Genomic DNA, 21,834 nt, shown 5'->3' on the forward strand with positions numbered 1-21,834 from the left:
AAACTTGATAAATTTACTCAAATATAATTACTGAAAATTAGACTAAACTTCATCATTATTACAAAATATTTAATATAAATTTATATAAAAAGGTCTTTTTTTTCTATCGATTTTAATATAAAATGTAGGTATGCGGAGATGAAACATTATTTCATCAATCGCAAAAATTATATAGCCCAAAAAAACCGGACCGATGTCTAACATCAGTCCGGTTTTTTCATGTATTTTAGTTAATTTGCACTCAATATGCTAACCCCTTCAAAAATTTCGACTAAGTCGTTTTCTATACTAGACATACCTTATTCATTTTAATGATTGTTAAAACTGTCATTTTTCAGAAATTCGGAAATCGTTACTACATATATTTAATTTTGTTACAATAAAGTTGATAATAAGATATTGGAGGTCGTAGTGTGAAGAAACAAATTGAAGTTGTAGGCGCAGTGATTTTTTCTGAAAATAAAGTGCTGTGCGCTCAAAGAAGTGAAAATATGAGTTTACCTTTAATGTGGGAATTCCCGGGTGGTAAAGTTGAAAAAAACGAATCTGAAATAGAAGCATTGAAAAGAGAAATTAATGAAGAAATGTTATGTGATGTAGAAGTCGGTGATAAGATTACTTCCACAGCTTACGAGTATGACTTTGGTATCGTAAATCTTCATACATACAAATGTAAATTACATGAAAAACACCCAACGTTAACAGAGCATAAAGAAATCATTTGGAAAGATATTGCAAGTCTAGAAGAATTAGAATGGGCACCTGCAGACATTCCAGCCGTTAAAAAATAATTAATGAGGCTTAAAAAGAAAGGTAGGTGACTGTTAGTCATCTACCTTTCTTTTAACAATATTATTCCATGAAAATAAGAAGTTGTACTTCTGTACTACATAAATTTCTCGTTTTGTGTCTTACCCAAAAAACAAATCTAAAATGTCCATAGACTCATTAACGCCTTGTTTATAAAACTCTGTATAACCACAATTTTTGCATGTCACTGTTTTAAAATTATTGTGTTGTATATCAAACATTTTAGACAACCCTGAGCCAGTCATGGAAACAGTCCCTTCTTCAACTTCTGTATGACCACATTTCATGCAACCTTTTTCGTTTGTCATAACATTCCGTCCTTTCAAAATGTTGTATATGATAATTGTAAGACTAGATGAATATACTCACAACTAATTATGCAATTTGTATCAACGATCTATTCCAGCTTTTCATTTTACAATTCACTCACTTGTCTTACTCTATATTCGAGTTCTTCAAAGTTGATGAAACGTGCTTGGCGATGGATTTCTTTTCCCTCGAAATAAAGGATAACAACGGGCGATGTGAAGAGTGAAAGTTGACCTACCGCTTCTGGGATTTCGTTAATCATCATGTAGACACTGGGGATACTATAAGTTTTCGCGAGGTCTTGCACTTTTGGGAAATCTGCATGGCACACACTACAACCTTCTGACATCACATAGACCATGAAGAAATCTTGTGAGTCCACATTCTGTAATAGCTCATCATAGTTTGTCACTTTTTCCAACATCTTCAACTCCTTTACCACTCATCTTACTGCTCTTGAGTACTGTGTCAATATCGATGCCTATAGGACCTACTGTGCCTGTAAACCTTAAAATATACGCATTGTTATCGTACTCCTGAACAAATTAATCCCCCTTTAAAAATGAATATTTCAAAATGGGACTTAATAATCTATTTTAAGTTAACAAATAGAAGACATTTAAGATGAAGACAACTAAGCCTACTATAATCGAAATTTTAAGTAATTTCGCTCCTTTTTCAGCATCATATTTTTTATAATTAATACTACAAATGATACTTCCTATCGCAAATAATGGTACTACTACTGTTAATACGATAAAAATCCAAGTCCAGACTTTTAAAGCTTTTCCTGATTTTTCCATGTTGAATAAAACTCCTTTAAACATATAATTTTTTATAAAAACCCAACAATTAAATAGCAATAGCTAACTATTGTAAAATAATTGTTGCGATAATTATCCATATTGTTACTACTAATGGCACAAATGTTTTAAATAAGAAAATGCCATACTTTTTCTTTCGATAAATATCTATGATTAACCAGATGAATATTATGATGATACCAAGGAATATATAGACTGGATTCATTGATAGCGCATCAGCTTTTAATTCTGGAACCATGCGTACTTTAGATATAATTAATAAGACAATCGCAATAATGACATAATAGATTGAGCGAATTCTAGAAGTTTGTAAATCAACTTCTAATTCATCTGCCGCTTCCATTTCAGCTTCAGTCTCGCCATGTTCTTTTTGAATAATGTATTGTAATAATTTAGGCTTAATCCAAAAATATTTAATTGCAAAATACATATAAACAAATGATCCATTAATCGTGAAGAAATATATGTTACTCAAATCGTGGCCAAACAAATTGCCTGATATAAAGTAAATAGCGATTAAGCCTGTTACAATTCCAATATCTATTAACAACGAGATGAAGGAAAATCCTTCTGATTTAAATAAACTTACAACAATAACTGCATAATATAATAAGAATAATCCAATTAGGACAGCGATAACCATGTGACTAACTCCTCATTTCATACTACGTGCTCAAGTTAAAATATTTAATCATTTTCAAATACTTTAGCTTTTACATCAATCCAAGCTCTTTCACCACTATTATCCGTTCTAAAAGTATGATAATAAGGTGATACAAATGTTAGATTATTTTCTTTAGCAAATTGTGTCATTTCCTCTAACAAAGCAATTTCATCTTCTATAAAGTTGTTAGAAGTAATTCTGCCTTGTAATAACATACCAATATAAAAGTATGTTCTATAGTTCAAACTTGCATCTGATTTAAAAGCTTTATTAACAGGTATAAATAGCTCTATATTCATCCTTTTTTGCAAATCGACCTGTGTAATAGCAAAATTCAATGGTCCTGTTGGCTTAACACCTTTACTTTCACACAAATCAATAAAATCATTAAATACACTTTGATAGTCATCAGTGGTAATGTCTAAATATGTTCTATAGGCAACATTTTTTAACATAATGTTGGAATAGCTATGTTTATTCATAGACATCACCATCACTAAGTTCTAATTGAGCATAAATTTCAAACGCCGTGCCACCAAAATAATCTACCATAACGTGATAATAAGGTTGGTCTTTAATTTGGAGGTTGTTTTCTTTAGCTGCAAATTCTATTTGGCTATAAACTTGTTCAAATTCCTCTTCTTCAAAACATTTTTCAGAAAGTGTAGGTCCTACTTCTAACATTTCAATATATTCAATATTTAGTTCTGGTATATCTTTCAATTCATCATTTAATGAAATATAAGCAGTATACTCAAATTCCCCAATACCTATTGGTTTTCTTTGAAACACAATAGGTCCAGTGGGATAAATATCTTTGTCCTTGAAAAATTCATTAACAGTATCAAGCCCTTCAATCCAGTCATCATCTTCATCAATGTCAAAAGTGATTTTCACACAAAAAGGCATGACTAACATTCCAAGTTCCATCATTCTCCACCTTCTTCAGTAGGATTCTTTAATTTTTTAAAATATTCACCGAGATAAGCATAAGGGGTTATTATAAATAAATGGGCACCAAATAGTACCAATAAACTAACCCAAATAAATTTATTTGATTCATCCTGCCCGGCTGGTACAATAAATCCTATATAAGCTAAATAAATAAAAGGAATAATAATTATTATAAAGCCTATATAAGTAAATAATTTCAATTTAAATAATTTAGTTACTTCGAATGCTCTTCCTAACACCAAATGTGAACCAAACCAAGAAATAATTACACTTAATGCCAACCGTAACCAAATATCAAACACTTCATGATACTGAAGTTCAGCAGCAAAAATATAAATTGTACTTGTAGCTAGTGGTATCACGAATGCTGCCAATATGGTAATAACTAAATATCTGATAGCTGTCATTTTGGAATTTTTTACTTTTAGCACTCTTCGTTCCTGTATAAGTGATAAAATTACAAATAATATCCATAAAAATATAAACACTTTTAAATATAAAGGTATCGATGTATCTAAATCTTTTTTTATTGTGAAATATGGGATAATGTAAAAAATTGAAATAATTATATTTAAAACTAATGAATATGGCGTTAAATAAGCCATCTTTAAATGTTGTAAAATTTCTTTTGTATTCATAAATTTAATCTCCTTTATGTAAATGCAGTTTTAAAACCTGATGTTACACTCTTCCACGCGCTAGCTCCGCCTTCTTTAATTTTATTAACCCCCGCATTTATACCATCTTTAGCCAATTGTGTTGCTGATTTGTTAAGGCCAGGTATTTTCATATCCATTAGCGTTCCTACTACAGCTCCGAATACAGCTCCAGTTAAAGTACCTACGACTGGCACTGGTATTGCAGTTCCTATAGCTGCTCCAGCTGCAGCACTACCACCAATAGCAGCTAAATCAACCCCCATCCCAATAGCTTTTTCTTGTCCTGATTTTTTATCTAAGTTATCAGTTATAGCAGAAACAACTGCTAAGGGTTTTAACACTTTGCCACCTAGTTTCGTTAATTTACCTAACTTGCCTAGTACATTATTACTTTTGAATTCTTTTGCGAATCCTTTTGTTCTACCTTTAACATCATCGTTCCAATATTTTTTAATATTATTTTTGGCAGCTGTTTTAGATTTGAAATTTTCTTTCTTTAAAAATGCATTTCTAAAGTTTTCACCAGTAAATGTATTCTTAAATTCTGTACTTGCTGCTTTTTTCATTTCTGCAGTATCAAAAAACTTTTTACTTTCACTAAAAGTAAATTGGAAGTTTTTCTCTTTTAAACTTCGCCGTAAAACTTCTGCACTTTGGCTATCGTAATTCTGTACTTTTGACATCCATGTAACTAAATTTCCCTTTTTAAAAGGGTTGTTTTTTGTAAATTCTCCTGCATGTTTTAAAACATTTTTAACTTTTATGTTACCTCTGTCAGTATTTAATACGGTAGCCATTTTACTTAGACGTTTTTGATCCATATTATTTATAATCTGATTTATATCTCTCACTTTAATATATTTCTTGAACCCTCTATATGCACTCCCATCGCCTACTTGCTTTACTGCAAAATATTCTTGCCCTGCTTGTTTCATTGCTTGATATGATTTATGGCTTAATCCAGGCATATCATATATTTTTTCACTTGTCGTTTCCATAAACTTCTGCCATCTTATTAGAGTTTCACTTGTTTTGTGTCTTGCTTTAGCATTTTCAATTTTTTTACTAGTAGAGCTAATTCGTGAACGATTGGGTGATAAATTTTTCACATAAGAACTTAACCCATCTAACTCAGTAATTAAATTATCTGTTCTATCACCATCTATTGAATTATTCGCATCGAAATCTGTTAATTTTTCAATAGTCTTATCAATATGCTTATCCAAGTCTTGTTTTTCATTATCAAAACGATCTAATTTAATTTTTTTAGCAGTAGTTAAATGTGAAACGTTAGATATGGCATTATTTGCATGGTCACCCGACTCATTAACACCCTTCAAGATATTTTTGAGTTCTCTTTGGTATTTATTAATTTGGTCTTCAACCAATATAGCTGAATGACTATTGTCGACTTCGCCTTCAAATTTTTTAATTGATTTAGAAATATCAGATTTGAATCTTTTGTTTATTTTTTCTATATCTTTTATGGTTTTTAAATGAAAGGTTTGGGTAGTTGAAACATAAAATAAAGAATTTTAAGTTTTTCTCACAATATGCAAATTTTAAAGAACTATCAAACTATGACCAAAATAATATTTCATATAATCCTAATGTACCAATGTATTCTGTAGAATATCAACTTTCAAACGATGATTACAATGTTAAACAATTACGAAAACACTATGATATTCCTTCCAATAAAGCACCAAAACTTGAATTGAGTGGAACTGGAAATTTAGAAGGTTCCTCAGTCGGATACAAAAAAGTAGAATATTTATTCATACGAAGCAAACAAAAACTTGTCAAATCAAATGACTATATTAAATATCAGCCTACGAGGTGAGCATATGTTTAATAAGAATACAAAATTTCGAATAGACCCTAAAAATTTAACTGCAAATTCCGAAACAATGAGTGTTGTTTCAATGATTAGTTATGAAATTGAAAAAGCTAAGTTTTATGGCGTATCAGATAGAGAAATTCTTGCTCAATTTGATGAAATAAAAGACGAACATCGTTTTCCAAATAACATTGAATATTTGAATAGTTACCAATTTTAGAAATGGTGTGAATTTATGAAAACTAAAAAGAGATATATTATAATCATCATTTTATCATTTATTCTTTTTTTAATAGGCGGTGCTTGGACGTTGTACAAATCATACCACGAGCAACAAATTAGAGAAAAATTTTCTAGTACATTAGGAATGTACCCTATCAAAAATCTTGAAGATCTTTATGATAAAGAAGGCCATCGTGATGAAAACTTCGATAAAGATGATAAAGGTCAATGGATTTTAAGTTCTTCCTTTGTCCATGAAAATAGAAGCGCATTAACAGCAGAAGGAATGACACTCTATTTAGATAGAAATACAAAGAAAGCGCATGGATTCTACTTCATCGATAATATTTATGAAGATGAAAAGGGGGCTCCAACTTCTCACGAAAAGAAATACCCTGTTAAACTAAAAAATAATAAAATTATTTTAACAAAAAAAGTTAATGATACGAAATTAAAAGATAAAATAGAAAGTTTCAAATTTTTCTCCCAATATGCGATATACAAAGATTTGTCAAGTTATACTAATGGAAACTTTTCTTATAACCCGAATGTACCTATATATACTGTTGAATATCAACTTTCAAACGAAGATTATAATGTTAAACAATTGAGAGAAAAATATAATATACCAACGAAAAAAGCACCAAAATTAGAATTGCAGAGTACGGGAAATTCAACAGGTACAGCATTGAGTTATAAAAGAGAGGAATTTATTTTTAATCGGAAAGAATATCAAAATCTCGGCTTTACAAATAATTTAAACTTCAAACCAACGAGGTAAAATACGAAAAAAATAAAACCTAATCATAAAATTAATGTAAGAAAAGTGGAATAAGCCTTAAAATTCAATACAACTTTTTATAAAATTAATTAGATTTTATCACTCTTTTTGTATATAATAGTTATTAAATATTAGCAAAAGGGGTATGTATATGAAATTTAAATATGTAACAATTCCATTATTTGCCGCTTCAATTTTATTGACGGCATGTGACATTAACATCAATACGGGTGGCGGGGATGACTCTGATAAATCGAGTAAGCAATCTCAGAGTAAAGATGATAAGAAGAATAATGAACAAGACAATGATAATAAAGAAAGTAATGATAACGAAAACAACAACTCTGATTCGAACAATAACGCTTCATCTAATAACAACAATAATGCGCAAAATGATGATAATCCAGACAACGATACATCAGCTAATAGCAATAATTCCAAAGACGGTGTAGCTCAAAACAGTAATGATGCGCCTTATGTTACACGTGATAACGTAATAGATATTGTTGAATCGTATGAAGGTGACTATTTAGATACATCTGAATATAATTATAAAGAGCCTGAAAAGAAAGGCAATGGAGAATGGGGATTCTCATTTACTGATAAAGATGGTAATTTAGCAGGATCTTATATTATTGATAAAGACGGTTATGTTACAAAATATGATGAAAACGGCGACCCTGAATAAGCCGTTCACATCTAAATATAGGAGATTTTGAGTTTCAAATCTTCCACAAACAAAGACAAGCGCTGTACTTTTTCATCAAAAGTGCAGACGCTTGTCTTTTTATTTTCTTATCTAATACTTAAATCCACCCTTTATCCACGGCTTTTTTCCATGAATCGAAGCGATTTTCGGCTTCGAGTTTATCAATGATTGTTGAAGTGTAATTTCTGACTGTGCCATTGGATAAATACAGTTTTTCTGCAATTTCTTTACTGCTGAGTCCTTCACCGATTTCTCGAAGTACGACTTGTTCTTTATGTGTGAGTGGATTCGAATCCGTAAATAACGACGTCATTAAAGAACTGCTGTATTCTTTGCCCCCTTCCATTACTTTATGGATTGTATCCACTAAATCATCAATTGAGCGTTCTTTGAGTACATATGCATCTACATCATTAGCAACTGCGCGTTCAAAGTAGCCTGGACGTTTAAATGTCGTTACGATAATAACTTTCGTGGGAATATTCAGTTCTTGAATTTTTGCGAGCACTTCTAGTCCTGTCATTTGGGGCATTTCAACATCTAAAATGACGACATCGGGATGAGATTTTTCTATAAATAGTAAGGTTTCAATACCATTTTCAAAATCTCCTACTATTTCTAAATCCTCATTCAAGTTAATGAGTTGCACCATGGCCTGTCTTAACATGCGTTGGTCTTCTGCTATTACGACTGAAATCATTGTACTTCACCTCTAGGTATCTCAATTTCTATTTTCGTCCCGTTATCAGATTTCACGGTGAGCGAACCGTTGAGTAATTTCACTCGATTGGAAATACTTTTTAATTGTGGGACTTTGTTTGTATCGATACCAACACCATTATCACAAATAATCATAGTTAACGTTTCTTGAGATTCTGTTAGCTCACCCGTTACTTTCGTTGCTTGTGCGTGCTTAATCACATTATTGATGGCTTCCTTTAATATCATAGACAGTATGGATTGTTTTGCAGGATTAAGTGATTGGGCAGCACTTTTGTTATGGAATTCAAAATTGAGATTCGCATCATGTAAAACCCTTTCAACCGATGTCACTTCTTCTTCAAAAGATTGGACTTTGAGGTCATCAATGATTACTCTTACTTTATTCAATGCGTCACGGGACAGTTCGTTTACTGCAATCATTTCGTTTTTCGCAGCTTCTGGATCTTTATCGATCAATTTCGTGGCCAACTCAGATTTCATAGTTAAACTCGCAAATACATGGCCTAACGAATCATGTAAATCTTGGCCAATTCGATTCCGCTCTTGATCAGCAATTAAGACATTGATACGTTGATTTTTCTCTTCTAAATCTTTCTTAAATTGGTGCTCTTTTAACATTCTATAGTTGTTTAACATGATCGCTAATATTACAAAGTAAAATATTACTATTTCCACAAATGAATCTGGATACAGTATGATAATGATAATCGCACAAATCAACATCGTCGAAATAAAAGCGTAAAATTCTTTCGACTTTATTTTTACTCTAAATATAAATGGTAATGCAAAAGAGCTATAGAATAAAAATAAACAATTGAAAGGTAAACCAGCATAGACAAAATAACAAATCCCGATGTAATGTATCACGAGCAATATAAAAGTCGTATTTCGTTTCAAAACGTGTGCATAAAAAATCATAATGATATAGGAACATGAAAATATAATTAAGACGACGATATACAATGATTGGTCGCTCTTTTTATCAGAAAATAATCCCCATATAGGAAATAAAATGTAAACAAGCGCTACAAACCGCATTAATAAAGGATTATTATTTTTATACATTTTACCTAGATCTTTACCAACATCTTTAGACTGTTTCCTTAATTGATTTTTGTTTTGCATTTTAAATCTCTTTTCTTTTTTTATTAATCATTAAAGCAATAAATAAGAAGATTAAACTATATCCAACGAGCTTTACAAACGAGTCTATGTTAACGCCATGGTCTTTACCAAAATCGTATGCGATATTTTTTAAATAATAGGTCGGTGTTTTAGTGGCGATATGTTGCATCCATTTAGGAAAGGTGTTGACTGGAAACCATAATCCACCTACAATCGCTAACCCTAAATTGAGTAAATTCGCTAGGCTGCTTGCTTTTTGACTATCTTTCAGTTGAGCAATAACTAATCCTAAAGTAAGGAACAAGCTTGCCCCAAACCATAAAGTAATCCCTGATAATATCCAGTTTTGAAGAGACATTGTCACACCTTTATAGGCATGAGCAACCGTAAACATAATGATAATTGCTAGCGCGAACTGAATCATCGTACGAATCACTTTGACGCTAAAGTACTGACTAGCTCTCAGCGGTGTCGCCATCAAATGACGATACCAACCGTTATTTCTCTCTTCAATCATATCTAATGGGAAGGACATTAAACAAAAGCTCATTAAACTAAATACCGCCATACTATACATGTATTCTTTATAATACTGTTGCTGTTGATTCGCTGGTAAGTCTATTATAGACGTAAACAATAGATAAAATGCAACTGGAAGCAATATCGAGATTAATAAATAAAGCTTTTTACGGAATAATACTTTCAATTCTGTTGATAAATAGACAGCCATCATGATGACGTCACCTCCTCTTCATTACTATCTTGGAACATCATCTCTAATAATGACGTCTTGCGAACTTCAATTTCGTTTAAATCGACATCATATTGAACTAAAACGGGTAGAACCTCGTTCACGTTGGTCGTTTGAACTTTAGTGATTGAATCATCTTGAATCACTTTACAACCTTCACTCAGTTTTTCAGTCACTTCTTCATATTTTTTTGGTAAATAAAGGATTGATAGACGTTCTTTTTCTTTCATACTTTCGAGTGTGTCGTCCATTTGTATCTTACCTTTGTCGAGTAACACAATATGATCAGCCATTCTCTCAACCTCTTCAATGTAATGAGAAGTATATAGAATTGTTTTATTTTCTTTCTTTAACGCACGAATAATTGACCAGAAATGCTCTCTAGTCTCAATATCCATTGCTGACGTAGGCTCATCTAAAATAATTAATTGTGGGTTCCCTATTAAAGTCAGAGCAAAATCTAATATTCTTTGTTGCCCACCTGATAGCGCTGTCGCCATTTGATTCATTTGTCGTGCACTGAACTGTGTAATTTCTAGAAAACGTTGCTTACTCATCGGGTTTTTATACAATGATTGATACAAATTAAATAAGTCTTTTACTTTCATTAATTTAGGAAATTGTGTTCTTTGAAATAAGATTCCCATACTTTGATTATTGATTAATTGTTCTGGATCACTGATTGTTCCAGTGTCTAAAGCACTGTGACCAATTATAATATTAATAAGTGTCGATTTGCCTGCGCCGTTTTTTCCAATTAATGCGGTACATTGGCCTTCTTCTATATTTAAAGAAATATGTTCAAGTACTTGTTGCTTTCCAAATCGTTTTGATAAGTCATTAATTTCTATCATACAACACCCTCCTTTTCTTTAATTAAAGATTATCAAATATTCATAAGGGTGATTAGTTCACTTTGTCATCAATTAAATATGACAAATGTCATTATTTTCGTGTTAAACAATGATTATATTTCATATAAGACATAAAAAAAGAGCCGAATCATCGGCTCTTTATATTTCCTGGGTAATATTTATTTTAGCCATACTTAAACTTTGAACTTTCAATGGGGATTAATTATACATTGTGACAATTAAGCGACCTACGTCACCACTTGCCAATTGGTCAAAGCCTTCATTAATTTCGTCGAGTTTAATCGTTTTACTAATCAATGGATCAACATTTAATCGCTGTTGTTGATATAAACTAATAAATCGAGGGATATCACGAGATGGGACACAACTTCCTACATACGAACCTTTAATTGTACGTTCTTCAGCAGCTAAAGTAACCTGTGGAAAGGCGAATTTAGCTTTAGGATCTGGAAGACCTGTTGGCACTGTTGTGCCACCGCACTTTGTAATTGCATATGCTACGTTCATAGCAGGGACAACGCCAGCTGTTTCGAAAGCATACTCGACACCGCCTGATACATAATCTTTAATTTGATCCACGATATCTTCGTCGCCTGAATTGAAGACAGCTGTCGCGCCTAATGTTTTTGCTAGTTCGAATTTATTTTCATTAATATCTAAAGCGATGATTTCATTAGCTCCCGCTAGTTTCGCGCCGAGAATCGCATTTAAACCAATACCACCGAGTCCAACGACTGCCACATTACTACCCGGACGAATTTGTGCTGTGTTCATTACTGCACCGATACCTGTGATCACCGCACATCCAAAGACTGCCGCACGTTCATATGGAATTTCAGGATTGATTTTAACTAAAGAGTTCTCAGATACGACCGCATATTCAGCAAAGCCAGAAACACCGAGATGATGATGTACTGTACCATCTTTATTAGAGAGTCTGTAGCCTCCCTCTAACATTTCACCGGCCTCGTTAGAAGCAGCGCCATTTTCACATAGTGCTGGACGTCCCTCTCTACAAGGGATACACTTACCGCAACTCGGTATGAATGTACAAACTACGTGATCACCCACTTCGAAATCAGTTACATCGCTCCCAACTTGCGCGATCTCACCAGTCGCCTCATGACCTAAAGCCATCGGTAATGGTCTCGGACGACTACCATTAATCACTGATAAATCTGAGTGACATAAGCCTGCCGCATGAATTTTTAATAGTACCTCATGTGGTTTCGGTTCATCTAACTGTAACGTTTCAATCTTTAAAGGTTTTGATTTTTCATAAGGTGCTTCAAGTCCCATTTCATACAATACTGCTGCTCTTGTTTCCATTGTACCATCCCCTTACTCGTAATAACCGTCTGTAGATTTTCGGAAGCCAGCAAATTGTTCACGATCATGTCCAAACCAAATTTTGGCGTTCTTTTCCTTAGCTCGACGCTTAATCATTTCTACAGATCTTGCCCAACCGATTGAATCATATAAAATGCCAGGTGGTTTCAACGTAGGCTCCATACTTTCTTTGGTATAAATTGCATCAGATGCTAGTATCAGTGTGCCTAATTCTTCAGTTTCAAGTTCTAGGCCAATCATTCCCCATGCATTACCACTGCCAAAGTTTAAGACTTTAACGCCATCGACTAAATGTAAGTAATTTTGATCACGTGCAATTGTCTTCCAAGTTAAATCATTTTTAATCCATGCATCGATGTCACTCCAAATATATGCCCCTTCTTGTTGATTACGAGCGTAACCTTTCATCGCACCACTTAGTTCATCATCATGCACGATGACCGTTGCATTCGTAAAGTATTCTAAACAGCCAGCGTGGTCTAGATGTAAATGTGAAGCGACAACGATATCGACTTCTTTTGGATCTACGCCTAGTTGTTCTAGTCGATTTGGCAAGTGACATGATTCATCTGAGAAATAAGGAAAGGCCTTTTGCGTAGCCGTAATCCAGCGTCCTTCGTCTCCCATCGCATTTGGATTACAAGCAGTATCAAATAAAATCTTCGCATCAGGATGATCAATAAACACTGTGTAAATCGGAAATTCGTGTAATTCATTGGGTTGATTCGGGTTGTCGGTCGTTGCTTGGTTCGAGTTCGCGATCATCAAATTTTTGTCCATCTGCATGCGCCCATTGTCCAATACGTAAATCTTCATGCGTTCTTTCTTAACATTTACCATCATAACAACCCCTTTGAAATTTTTAGTATATTATAACTCTGTTTGTAAGCGTTTTCAAAAAATGTGCATTTTTACGCTTTATACAGAATGGCTGAATTCGTTGAGCCGTGTAGAATTTCATAAAATAAAAAAACTACCCAAAGCTTTGTCTTAAAACTTTGGGTAGTTACTGATATTTGTTTAATTTTTAAAATTTATTAGCGATTGGTTTAAGGTATTTTTAAAACTGAGTAGTCCTTAATTCAGAATTTAGTACATACCTTTTGTGTCATTACTTGTATCAATAAAGATGTTTTTAACTTGTTGATAGTTTTTGATAGCACCTTTGTAAGTTTCACGACCAATTCCTGATTTTTTGTAACCGCCGAATGGTGTGCCTGCTGGGATTTGGTTGTAAGTGTTAATCCAAATACGGCCTGTACGCATTGCTTTAGATACGTTTAATGCACGGTTGATATTTGTTGTAAAGATACCACCTGCAAGGCCATATTCTGAATCGTTAGCAATTTTCACAGCTTCTGCTTCATCTTCGAATTTCTCGATTACTAGTACTGGACCGAAGATTTCTTCTTGCGCTAATTTATATTTGTTACTGTCAATTTCAATCATTGTTGGTTGGAAGAAATAACCTTTGTCTAAGCCATTATCTGTGATGCGTTCGCCACCTGTGATAATGTTAGCACCCTCATCTTCTTTGGCCATTTTAACGTAGCTTTCGATTTTTTCAATTTGTTCTGGACCAGTTTGAGCACTCATTTTCACATCTTCATCAAATGGATCTCCGACTTTAATATTTTCAAATGCCTCTTTCAATTTAGGAATTAATTTATCATAAATTGATGATTGTACGAGTAAACGAGATCCTGCACTACAAACCTCACCTTGGTTGAATAAGATACCAAGTTGTACACCTTCAACGACTTGATCTAAGTTCGCATCATCGAAAATAATGTTGGCACTCTTACCACCAAGCTCTAACGTTGTTGGTACAATGCGTTCTGCACCAGCTTCAGCTACGCCATAACCTACATCAGTAGAACCAGTGAATGATAATTTGTCCACGCCTTCATGTTTAAAGATCGCGTCACCTGATTCAGAACCTTTACCAGTTAAGATGTTTACCACACCTTTTGGTAATACTTCTTGGAAAATCTTAGCCGCTTCAATTAATGATAACGGAGTTGAAGAAGAAGGTTGAATCACAACTGTATTACCTGCAGCAAGTGCTGGCGCTAATTTCCATGATGCTAATAACATTGGGAAGTTCCATGCTACAACAGCACCGACAACACCCACAGGTTCATGTACAACGAGACTCATTGTATTCTCATCGATTTCATTCACTGAACCTTCGTCCGTTGTTAAGACGCTAGCAAAATATTTAAAATGATTTGCCGCGAAAGGAATATCAATTGTTGATGTTTCGCGATATGGCTTACCATTTTGTAATGATTCAACTGTTGCTAAACGCTCAGTATTTTCATGCATTTTTCTACTAATTTCTAATAAATAATCCGCACGTTTTTCTTTAGAAATCTTACTCCAACTATCAAAAGCATCTGTCGCAGCTTGCACAGCTTTGTCGACATCATCTTTATTTGCACGTGCGACTTTACTTAAATCCTCACCGTTTGCTGGGTTTGATACAGTAAGTGTTTCGCCACTGCTACTTTGTTGGAATTCATTATTGATAAATAGACCATAACTTTCATTGATAAAATCTCTAACGTTAATGTTTGTCATATTTATACACTCCTTACCGTGCTATATTTTAAAAACACATATCTATATACATTTGCTTATAACTCGAATTATATTCTGTTTGTTACTATATTATATGATTTTAAAATGAATTATTAAAATATTCAGCTCATATATTAAGAGGGAGGGATTTTATTAAATAGCACAACAATCACATTCTTACGCTTTCCAATGCTCGAATAGCGGACCTTCTTTGCCATAAATTGGATCGCTTTCTGGAAGTGGTACTGATTTTATATTTTCAAGTGATTGAGGACGTTCACTTTGTTCTCCGTAACACATATCATGCGTGTCACCATTTGGATAGGCACCTAAAATTTTAAAGTCTGAACTTGCATCTAATCGCTTATGTCCCGTTCCTGCTGGTAAGATAACAACATCTCCTGTTTCAGCATGCACCGTTTCACCTTGTTCTCCACCTAATTGCACTTGAGCTTCCCCTTGCAGAACAATAAGTAATTCGTGTGCATTACTGTGAAAATGATGATATGGAAAAACACCATTTACCCATGAATTCCCCCATATATTTTCATTTATTATTTCTGTTAATTGGTCGTTACTGTCCATTGCATTTTTATAAATGAGTACGGGAAAATGGGGGTTGTTAGGAATAGCCCCATCATCTTCAAACTGTAATGTTACAACTTCAATATCGTTTTGTTGTTTCACGCTAAACACTCCTTTTAAATTTCTATTTAATTATTGTTTAACCACATTTGAGAAAATTACTGATTAAATTTTAGGTATAGAAATCAAAAAATCGAAACGACATCTCTATCGTTTCGATTCTTGGTAAGTTATGTAACTTTAATATTGTGATTTATTATTTTCATTTTGAGTCATTGTATTCTCATCAATTTGTACACTATTGTTGGTAGCTGTAGTACCAGTAGAATTTTGTGCATATGATTCAGATTGAGGTCGTTGATTATAGAAGTTTCCTTGAGTATGCTTTAAACAACTTCCGCCATCACCATAGTTATTTGGTGTGTTGTCACCAGGAATGATTAACACGATTAACGTATAAAGTGCCACTAGACCTGCAACGACTGTCCCAAACGCGCCTGCGATTAATGTAAGTCCAATCACACCAGAACCACTCGCACTTGCAGCGGCGACTATAGCAAATACAAACATAACCGCAGCAAACGTTGCAATAAATCCACTAATGTATGACACTATCGCTAACGCCATCGTACGATTGGTGTCATGTAGACGTCTCACCATGACTGTAAATGTTGGAATAATGATCGCTAAAGCAAACAGACTGCTAAGAAACCCAGCAGAAACAATCCCTAAAAGTGATGAAATAACAAAATTAATCCAAAATTGATGCCAATAATCCGCTCTTCTAGATCTTCCCTTTACATCTAAAAACCTTGTCCAAAACTCTTTGTAACTTTTCACTACTTGATTTTGAGTATCTTCCATACATATTTCCCCCATAATTTGATAATTATATTATACGAAACATAATTGTAAAAAACAATTACATTAAGGTAGAAATATATATACTTCATCAAAATACTAATATCTATATTATTTTGTTGTTTAGATATTTAAAGTATTACAATTATTAAGCATTGAGAGCAACTCGAATTCCATTACACTCATATTACTTTTTAAATAAATAGTAAATTTGAAAAAATAGAATAACTTATTTGATATATTAATATTGAAATAAACATCTTATAGGAGGCGCTTCTGATTTTAAAAAACTACTTAAATGGGCGTAAATTTATTGCAATATTGATTATTACACTGCTTACGAGTGTATCAATATTTTCTTATCATAAAGCAGATGCTGCGAAATACCCAGATGATTTTAAAATTACGACACATAATGTCTACTTTATGCCACAAGCAATTTATCCAAACTGGGGACAAATGCAACGCGCTAATTTAATTCCAAAAGCAAATTACATACAAAATCAAGACGTTATCATTTTTAATGAATTATTCGATAAACAAGCAACAACTCAATTTTTAAATAATTTATCATCACAATATCCATATCAAACACCTATCGTTGGAAAAAATAAAGAAGGTTGGAATCGTACTTCAGGCTCTTATAACCCTGCTAAAGTAGTAAATGGGGGTGTAAATATTGTGAGTAAATGGCCTATTTTAGAAAAAGAACAACACATTTATAAAAATGGCTGTGGCGCAGATGGATTCAGTAATAAAGGTTTTGCATATATTAAAATAAATAAAAATGGAAAACCGTATCATATCATTGGAACACATTTACAAGCTGAAGATGGTTCATGTATAAAAGGAAAAGACCGCACAATTAGAGAAAGTCAAATGCATGAAATTCGCCAGTTCATTAAAGATAAACAAATCCCTAAAGATGAAGCTGTCTTTATCGGTGGTGACCTTAATGTAATCAAAGGATCTGATGAATATAGTCAAATGTTCGATCATTTAAATGTCACGCAACCTACATCTTTCAGTGGGCATAATTATAGTTGGGACACGCAAACAAATGGTATTGCACATTACAATTATCCAAAACTAGCACCGCAACATTTAGATTACATTCTACCTGATAAAGATCATGCACAACCAAGTTCATGGGATAACAAAGTACACAAAGCTAAGTCACCACAATGGTCGGTCACATCATGGGGTAAAGATTATCAATATAACGATTATTCAGATCATTACCCATTAGCCGCTTCAACTGGAACTTAAAACACATATGAATTAGGGAATAGGACAGAAATCGAATTTTCTAATAGATATTTCGTAGTTCCACCTTGGCAGGGATGACTAGAATTGAGAAAAGCTTGATATAAGCGCATATTCAATTCAGACCTCTACTGCCTAGTTGAAAAAGAGTCTGAGACAAAAATAGTTGTCTCAGACTCTTTTTATTTCCCAGGTTATAACCCAAGGTACTCTTCTAATGTAAGATGAGATTCATAAATAGCTTTAGCATGTTTCTTACCAACGTAACGTATATGCCAAGGTTCGTATTGATACCCAGTAATCGTTTCTTTGCCTTTCGGATATCTTATAATAAACCCATATTCATGTGCGTGTGCTTTCAACCATTTACCTGCTTTCGTCTTAACAAAATCTGTATTGAAATTAACTTGAGGTGTCTTAGTTGAGCCTATATCAAACGATAACCCAGATTGATGTTCTGAACTACCGGGTTTCGCACTGTATTTATTTGCTGCTTTCTCCCCATCTTTTTTCACGTAATTATTAAATAATGTTTGTTGTCTTTGATAACTTCTAAAACCACTCGTGATTGTGAGCTTGAGTCCTTTTTTATTTCCATCATTTAGTAGCTTCGTTAAAGCAGTTCTAGCAGATTTATCAACACCTGGATTATAATCTGATGGTAGTGGTATTTTCTTATTTACGATTAAAATATCGTCTATAAATGTTACTCCATTTTTTATCTTTTTCTTATGATTGTTATTGGTTCCTTGTTTTTTATGTGCGTCTGTATTACCTGGCTTAGCGTCATCCTTACGCCACTGATTTGAGCACGCCATGAGGATTATGCTTATAAACACGATGCCTATTATTAATTTTTTCATCTCAGATGCCCCCAATTGTATGAATTATATAACGATTGACAAACATTCAATAGTAATAATATTCTAAAAAACCTTATTATTTTAATTATATAATACCATACTTAAAAAGGAGCTTATATAGTGATTTTATAAATCTTATCATTAAAAAAAGGCTGGTTCGTAACCAGCGCTTAATTTTACGAAATTTCTTCTTTGTACCTTATGAAAGACTTTATAGGTTTTTGATTAGCTCAGTAAGTAATGTTGTTCTTGGCACTACAAACTTTTTATTTATATGTTCGTTTCTTGCGTGAGGGCCACCGCCTACGCCCCCTAATCCGTCTAAGGTAGGTGTTCCTTGAGCAGCAATAAAGCTCCCATCGCTTCCTCCTCCAACGGCAACTTGTTCGAGTTCAAAGCCTATTGATTGAGCATAGCTTTTGGCTTGTTGGAATAATACCTCTGTTTGTTCGGTCTTCATCATCACTGGTCGTACTTCTCCACCTTGAATCTCAATCTCAACTTGATTATTATATGGTTTCAAAGCATGGATGCGTTCATTAATCTCTTTGCCATTTTGTGGTGTCGTTATACGAACATCAACTTTAATTTGTGCATGTTCAGGTCTTACATTAATTCCAGAACCACCTTGAATTTCTCCAACATTCACTGTTGTACCTTGTTCATAATCGGTCATATTTTCCAGATCAATGACTTGATGTGCAGCTTCCTGAATCGCACTTTGTCCTGATTGATGATCATTGCCTGAATGCGAACCTTTCCCTTTAAATTGAATCGTATATCTATTGATGCCTTTTCTAAAGGTTTTAAGTGCACCAGTTTCACCTGTTGCAGCTTCCGCCACTAAACCAAATTTACTGTTGCGTGCTTCTGATTCAATGTAAGGACGTGATGTAGGAGATGCAATACCTTCATGGTCGCCATTAAATAAGACGACTATTTTTTTGTTCGTTGTCGTATCATGTTCTTTTAACGCTCTTAATGCCCATAATATTTGGACATCGCCTGTTTTCATATCAATGACACCAGGGCCATAAATGGTTTCATCTTCTTCGACTAAAGGTAAGTCACCCTTTTGCCACACCGTATCAAAATGACCACTAATTAATATTTGCTCTTCACCTTCACCAAATTCAAAACGAATGTGGTTGCCGGTCTCTTCTTGTTCAATTATTTGAGGTTTAATGTCTAAATATGACTGAATCTTGTTACATAGCCAAGCACCCGCTTCATCAACTGCTTGCTTATCAGCGGTTGGTGATTCTATTTTCACGAATGTCTTAATATCATCTATAATTTCTTGTTCATGTTCAGTTAAATATGTTTGTATCACGTTCATTGCCTAACGCTCCTATTCAATTAAATTATTTGAATCATCATTGAGTTCTTCTAATTTTTGAATACGTTTTTGAACTTCTTCATTATATTCTTCTCTATAACTACTAAATACAAGGTTTAAAATACTAATCACAGGTGCTATTTCGTTATACCCACTCACATCTCTATTTGTTCTGGCTAAAATCGCCACATCAGAAGGTTGATAATATGGAGATAAAGTATTATTTGTAACACTGATTGTTTTAAGATTTAGTGACTTTGCATAATTAAAGAAATCAAAAGTTTCGCGATGATATCTTGGGAATGAAATTGTAATGAGTAAATCGTTCTCCATCATATCTAACTTATATTGATTTAAATTACTTTGAGAAACAATTATCACGTTAGATCTATAAGTGCTTAATACATATCCGAACCATTCTGCAGTCGCTTTCGAAGTGTTTTTACCAATGATGTAAACTTTATTTGCTTCATGTATTAAATTAACAGCCTTTGTTAAAGTAGCGTGGTCTATTTTATCAGCACCTTCGCGTATCAACTGAACGTCTCTCTCAATTGAATCAAATGTCCCTTTCGTCTCATCTACATCTTGATTGGTCTGAAAGATACTATCTCTTATAGCTGCCTGTAATTCAGAATAACCACTAAATCCGATTGTATATGCAAAGCGAATTATCGTTGCTTCACTGACGCCAACCTTTTTCTGCATTTGAATCAAAGTTAAATAAGAACTTTCATTTAAATTGTCTAAAATAAAGTTAGCTACTTTCTGCTTCCCTGTGGAAAGTGTGTTGTATTTATCTTCAATGATTGATGTAATAACATTCGCCATACTTAAGCTCCTTTAATTATTTTCATAAAGTTTAGCATATCTTACCATTCGTTCCCCTGAAAATGTATAACATGGATAATTAATTGCGGCAATTAAACCATCATACGGTGCTAAAATTGCTTCATCATCTAATTCACCTAATGCATCTCCTTTGAAACAATGTTCACCTGAGTGTCGTTTAGGATTAAAGAAGCCGTGTTTGGTTGCACTTATTGTTTCTATATTTTCATGAAAAATAAGGTCATCTATTGCAACATCATTTTTACCATGTTGTGTCTTAATGACACCGATTGAATTCAATAAACTAAACATGCGTTTCAGTGCGAATTGAGCAGTTTCTAAATCAACCATTCCATCAGGCTGGCCACCTTTTAATTCTAAAAGTGCTGCTTGCTGACCAACTTTACAAGCTTCTAAAAACAATTGTCCAGAAGCGCCGCCTGAACGCACCACATGTTTAATTCCAATCTGGCTTGCTAATTTATATTGTTCTTCATAATCCTGATACAAACTCATCACGTAATTCGATCCATGCTGCCCACAACAATGCAAATCAATGATGTAATCTGCCTCCCGTGTTTCTTGCCAAATATGATGCGCTAATTGCATCGATTGGGAACCATCTTTATTACCTGGGAAAATTCGATTCAAATCCAAATTATCATAAGGCGATGTTCTCGTTCTATTAAAATAAGCTGGTTTGTTTACAATCGGAATAATCTTTACCTTACCTTTTATTGAATAGTTAGGTAGTAATTCTATTAACTGAAATGCTACGTGAATCGCAGTTTGTTCTACACCATGAATCCCAGCTGTAAAAACAATTTCTGGACCTTCCTCATTATCGTTAAACTCGTATACATCATAAGTAGATAAACTTGGGTTTTGGAAAGTTATTTCTTTCATAATG

At 33.5% G+C, this 21,834-nt stretch carries 24 protein-coding genes and 3 pseudogenes; 6 read left to right on the forward strand and 21 right to left on the reverse strand.

The window, feature by feature from the left end:
* Positions 1-413: 413 nt before the first annotated feature.
* The gene (locus tag QQM35_RS02930; RefSeq protein ID WP_251521776.1) at positions 414-791 is read left to right on the forward strand and encodes a (deoxy)nucleoside triphosphate pyrophosphohydrolase; all 378 of its coding nucleotides are present in this window, start codon (positions 414-416) and stop codon (positions 789-791) included.
* Positions 792-911: 120 nt separating this feature from the next.
* Here QQM35_RS02930 and QQM35_RS02935 read toward each other — a convergent pair whose 3' ends face one another.
* From QQM35_RS02935 to QQM35_RS02970, 8 genes and pseudogenes are all read right to left on the reverse strand, one after another.
* A complete protein-coding gene (locus QQM35_RS02935; protein WP_251521773.1) occupies positions 912-1,118 on the reverse strand; it encodes a zinc ribbon domain-containing protein in 207 nt (68 codons plus the stop codon).
* Positions 1,119-1,225: 107 nt separating this feature from the next.
* Positions 1,226-1,543 (reverse strand): thioredoxin family protein, encoded by a 318-nt coding sequence (locus tag QQM35_RS02940; protein WP_251521770.1) that lies wholly within the window; start codon positions 1,541-1,543, stop codon positions 1,226-1,228.
* A 172-nt stretch (positions 1,544-1,715) separates the two neighbouring features.
* Positions 1,716-1,922 (reverse strand): hypothetical protein, encoded by a 207-nt coding sequence (locus QQM35_RS02945; protein WP_251521767.1) that lies wholly within the window; start codon positions 1,920-1,922, stop codon positions 1,716-1,718.
* A gap of 67 nt (positions 1,923-1,989) precedes the next feature.
* Positions 1,990-2,586 carry a DUF5080 family protein gene (locus tag QQM35_RS02950; RefSeq protein WP_251521764.1) on the reverse strand — a complete coding sequence of 199 codons (597 nt, stop codon included), beginning with the start codon at positions 2,584-2,586 and terminating at the stop codon, positions 1,990-1,992.
* Between the two features lie 44 nt (positions 2,587-2,630).
* Positions 2,631-3,089, reverse strand: coding sequence for a DUF5085 family protein (locus tag QQM35_RS02955; RefSeq protein ID WP_251521761.1), 459 nt, complete (start codon positions 3,087-3,089; stop codon positions 2,631-2,633).
* Positions 3,082-3,537, reverse strand: a complete 456-nt coding sequence (locus QQM35_RS02960) for a DUF5085 family protein (protein ID WP_342610497.1) — start codon at positions 3,535-3,537, stop codon at positions 3,082-3,084. The genes QQM35_RS02955 and QQM35_RS02960 overlap by 8 nt, the downstream gene beginning before the upstream one ends.
* Positions 3,537-4,199 (reverse strand): DUF5079 family protein, encoded by a 663-nt coding sequence (locus QQM35_RS02965; protein WP_251521755.1) that lies wholly within the window; start codon positions 4,197-4,199, stop codon positions 3,537-3,539. Before QQM35_RS02965 ends, QQM35_RS02960 begins: the two co-directional genes overlap by 1 nt.
* 14 nt (positions 4,200-4,213) lie before the next feature.
* A pseudogene (locus QQM35_RS02970) lies at positions 4,214-5,731 on the reverse strand (T7SS effector LXG polymorphic toxin); the annotation flags it as partial.
* 2 nt (positions 5,732-5,733) lie between these two features.
* On the opposite strand from QQM35_RS02970, the pseudogene QQM35_RS02975 reads away from it, so the two are divergent.
* The 4 genes and pseudogenes from QQM35_RS02975 to QQM35_RS02990 all read left to right on the forward strand — a co-directional run.
* A pseudogene (locus tag QQM35_RS02975) lies at positions 5,734-6,063 on the forward strand (Csa1 family protein); the annotation flags it as partial.
* Positions 6,064-6,067: 4 nt separating this feature from the next.
* Positions 6,068-6,280, forward strand: a complete 213-nt coding sequence (locus QQM35_RS02980; protein WP_251521752.1) for a hypothetical protein — start codon at positions 6,068-6,070, stop codon at positions 6,278-6,280.
* A 15-nt stretch (positions 6,281-6,295) separates the two neighbouring features.
* Positions 6,296-7,063, forward strand: a complete 768-nt coding sequence (locus QQM35_RS02985) for a tandem-type lipoprotein (protein ID WP_251521749.1) — start codon at positions 6,296-6,298, stop codon at positions 7,061-7,063.
* Positions 7,064-7,529: 466 nt separating this feature from the next.
* Positions 7,530-7,751: pseudogene (locus QQM35_RS02990) on the forward strand (hypothetical protein); the annotation flags it as partial.
* Positions 7,752-7,869: 118 nt separating this feature from the next.
* On the opposite strand, the gene QQM35_RS02995 reads toward QQM35_RS02990, so the two are convergent.
* The 9 genes from QQM35_RS02995 to QQM35_RS03035 form a co-directional block, all read right to left on the reverse strand.
* The gene (locus tag QQM35_RS02995; RefSeq protein ID WP_251521746.1) at positions 7,870-8,472 is read right to left on the reverse strand and encodes a response regulator transcription factor; all 603 of its coding nucleotides are present in this window, start codon (positions 8,470-8,472) and stop codon (positions 7,870-7,872) included.
* Positions 8,469-9,560 (reverse strand): sensor histidine kinase, encoded by a 1,092-nt coding sequence (locus tag QQM35_RS03000; protein ID WP_251521949.1) that lies wholly within the window; start codon positions 9,558-9,560, stop codon positions 8,469-8,471. Before QQM35_RS03000 ends, QQM35_RS02995 begins: the two co-directional genes overlap by 4 nt.
* Before the next feature lie 61 nt (positions 9,561-9,621).
* Positions 9,622-10,353, reverse strand: coding sequence for an ABC transporter permease (locus QQM35_RS03005; RefSeq protein ID WP_251521743.1), 732 nt, complete (start codon positions 10,351-10,353; stop codon positions 9,622-9,624).
* The gene (locus QQM35_RS03010) at positions 10,350-11,225 is read right to left on the reverse strand and encodes an ABC transporter ATP-binding protein (protein ID WP_251521739.1); all 876 of its coding nucleotides are present in this window, start codon (positions 11,223-11,225) and stop codon (positions 10,350-10,352) included. Before QQM35_RS03010 ends, QQM35_RS03005 begins: the two co-directional genes overlap by 4 nt.
* Positions 11,226-11,444: 219 nt before the next feature.
* Positions 11,445-12,575 (reverse strand): zinc-dependent alcohol dehydrogenase family protein, encoded by a 1,131-nt coding sequence (locus QQM35_RS03015; protein WP_251521736.1) that lies wholly within the window; start codon positions 12,573-12,575, stop codon positions 11,445-11,447.
* A gap of 12 nt (positions 12,576-12,587) precedes the next feature.
* Positions 12,588-13,436: an AhlS family quorum-quenching N-acyl homoserine lactonase gene (ahlS, locus tag QQM35_RS03020; protein WP_251521733.1), complete on the reverse strand. Its 849-nt coding sequence runs from the start codon at positions 13,434-13,436 to the stop codon at positions 12,588-12,590.
* A 249-nt stretch (positions 13,437-13,685) separates the two neighbouring features.
* Complete coding sequence (locus QQM35_RS03025) at positions 13,686-15,179, reverse strand: aldehyde dehydrogenase family protein (protein ID WP_251521730.1); 1,494 nt, start codon at positions 15,177-15,179, stop codon at positions 13,686-13,688.
* 177 nt (positions 15,180-15,356) lie between these two features.
* On the reverse strand, positions 15,357-15,866 hold the full coding sequence (locus QQM35_RS03030; protein WP_251521727.1) for a cupin domain-containing protein: 510 nt from the start codon (positions 15,864-15,866) through the stop codon (positions 15,357-15,359).
* 138 nt (positions 15,867-16,004) lie between these two features.
* Entirely contained in the window at positions 16,005-16,628 is a 624-nt protein-coding gene (locus tag QQM35_RS03035) for a DUF805 domain-containing protein (RefSeq protein ID WP_251521725.1), read from the reverse strand.
* A gap of 330 nt (positions 16,629-16,958) precedes the next feature.
* Here QQM35_RS03035 and sph point away from each other — a divergent pair, with 330 nt between their 5' ends.
* Positions 16,959-17,894, forward strand: coding sequence for a sphingomyelin phosphodiesterase (sph, locus tag QQM35_RS03040; protein WP_418129332.1), 936 nt, complete (start codon positions 16,959-16,961; stop codon positions 17,892-17,894).
* A gap of 191 nt (positions 17,895-18,085) precedes the next feature.
* On the opposite strand, the gene QQM35_RS03045 is transcribed toward sph, so the two are convergent.
* From QQM35_RS03045 to QQM35_RS03060, 4 genes are all read right to left on the reverse strand, one after another.
* The gene (locus tag QQM35_RS03045) at positions 18,086-18,754 is read right to left on the reverse strand and encodes a M15 family metallopeptidase (RefSeq protein WP_251521721.1); all 669 of its coding nucleotides are present in this window, start codon (positions 18,752-18,754) and stop codon (positions 18,086-18,088) included.
* A gap of 211 nt (positions 18,755-18,965) precedes the next feature.
* Positions 18,966-20,093, reverse strand: a complete 1,128-nt coding sequence (locus tag QQM35_RS03050; protein WP_251521718.1) for a M20 family metallopeptidase — start codon at positions 20,091-20,093, stop codon at positions 18,966-18,968.
* 12 nt (positions 20,094-20,105) lie between these two features.
* On the reverse strand, positions 20,106-20,924 hold the full coding sequence (locus QQM35_RS03055; protein WP_251521715.1) for a MurR/RpiR family transcriptional regulator: 819 nt from the start codon (positions 20,922-20,924) through the stop codon (positions 20,106-20,108).
* Positions 20,925-20,936: 12 nt separating this feature from the next.
* Positions 20,937-21,830, reverse strand: coding sequence for a succinylglutamate desuccinylase/aspartoacylase family protein (locus QQM35_RS03060; protein WP_251521712.1), 894 nt, complete (start codon positions 21,828-21,830; stop codon positions 20,937-20,939).
* Positions 21,831-21,834: the final 4 nt, after the last annotated feature.

This window comes from Staphylococcus hsinchuensis, from assembly GCF_038789205.1.
In the GTDB taxonomy this organism is placed as follows: domain Bacteria; phylum Bacillota; class Bacilli; order Staphylococcales; family Staphylococcaceae; genus Staphylococcus; species Staphylococcus hsinchuensis.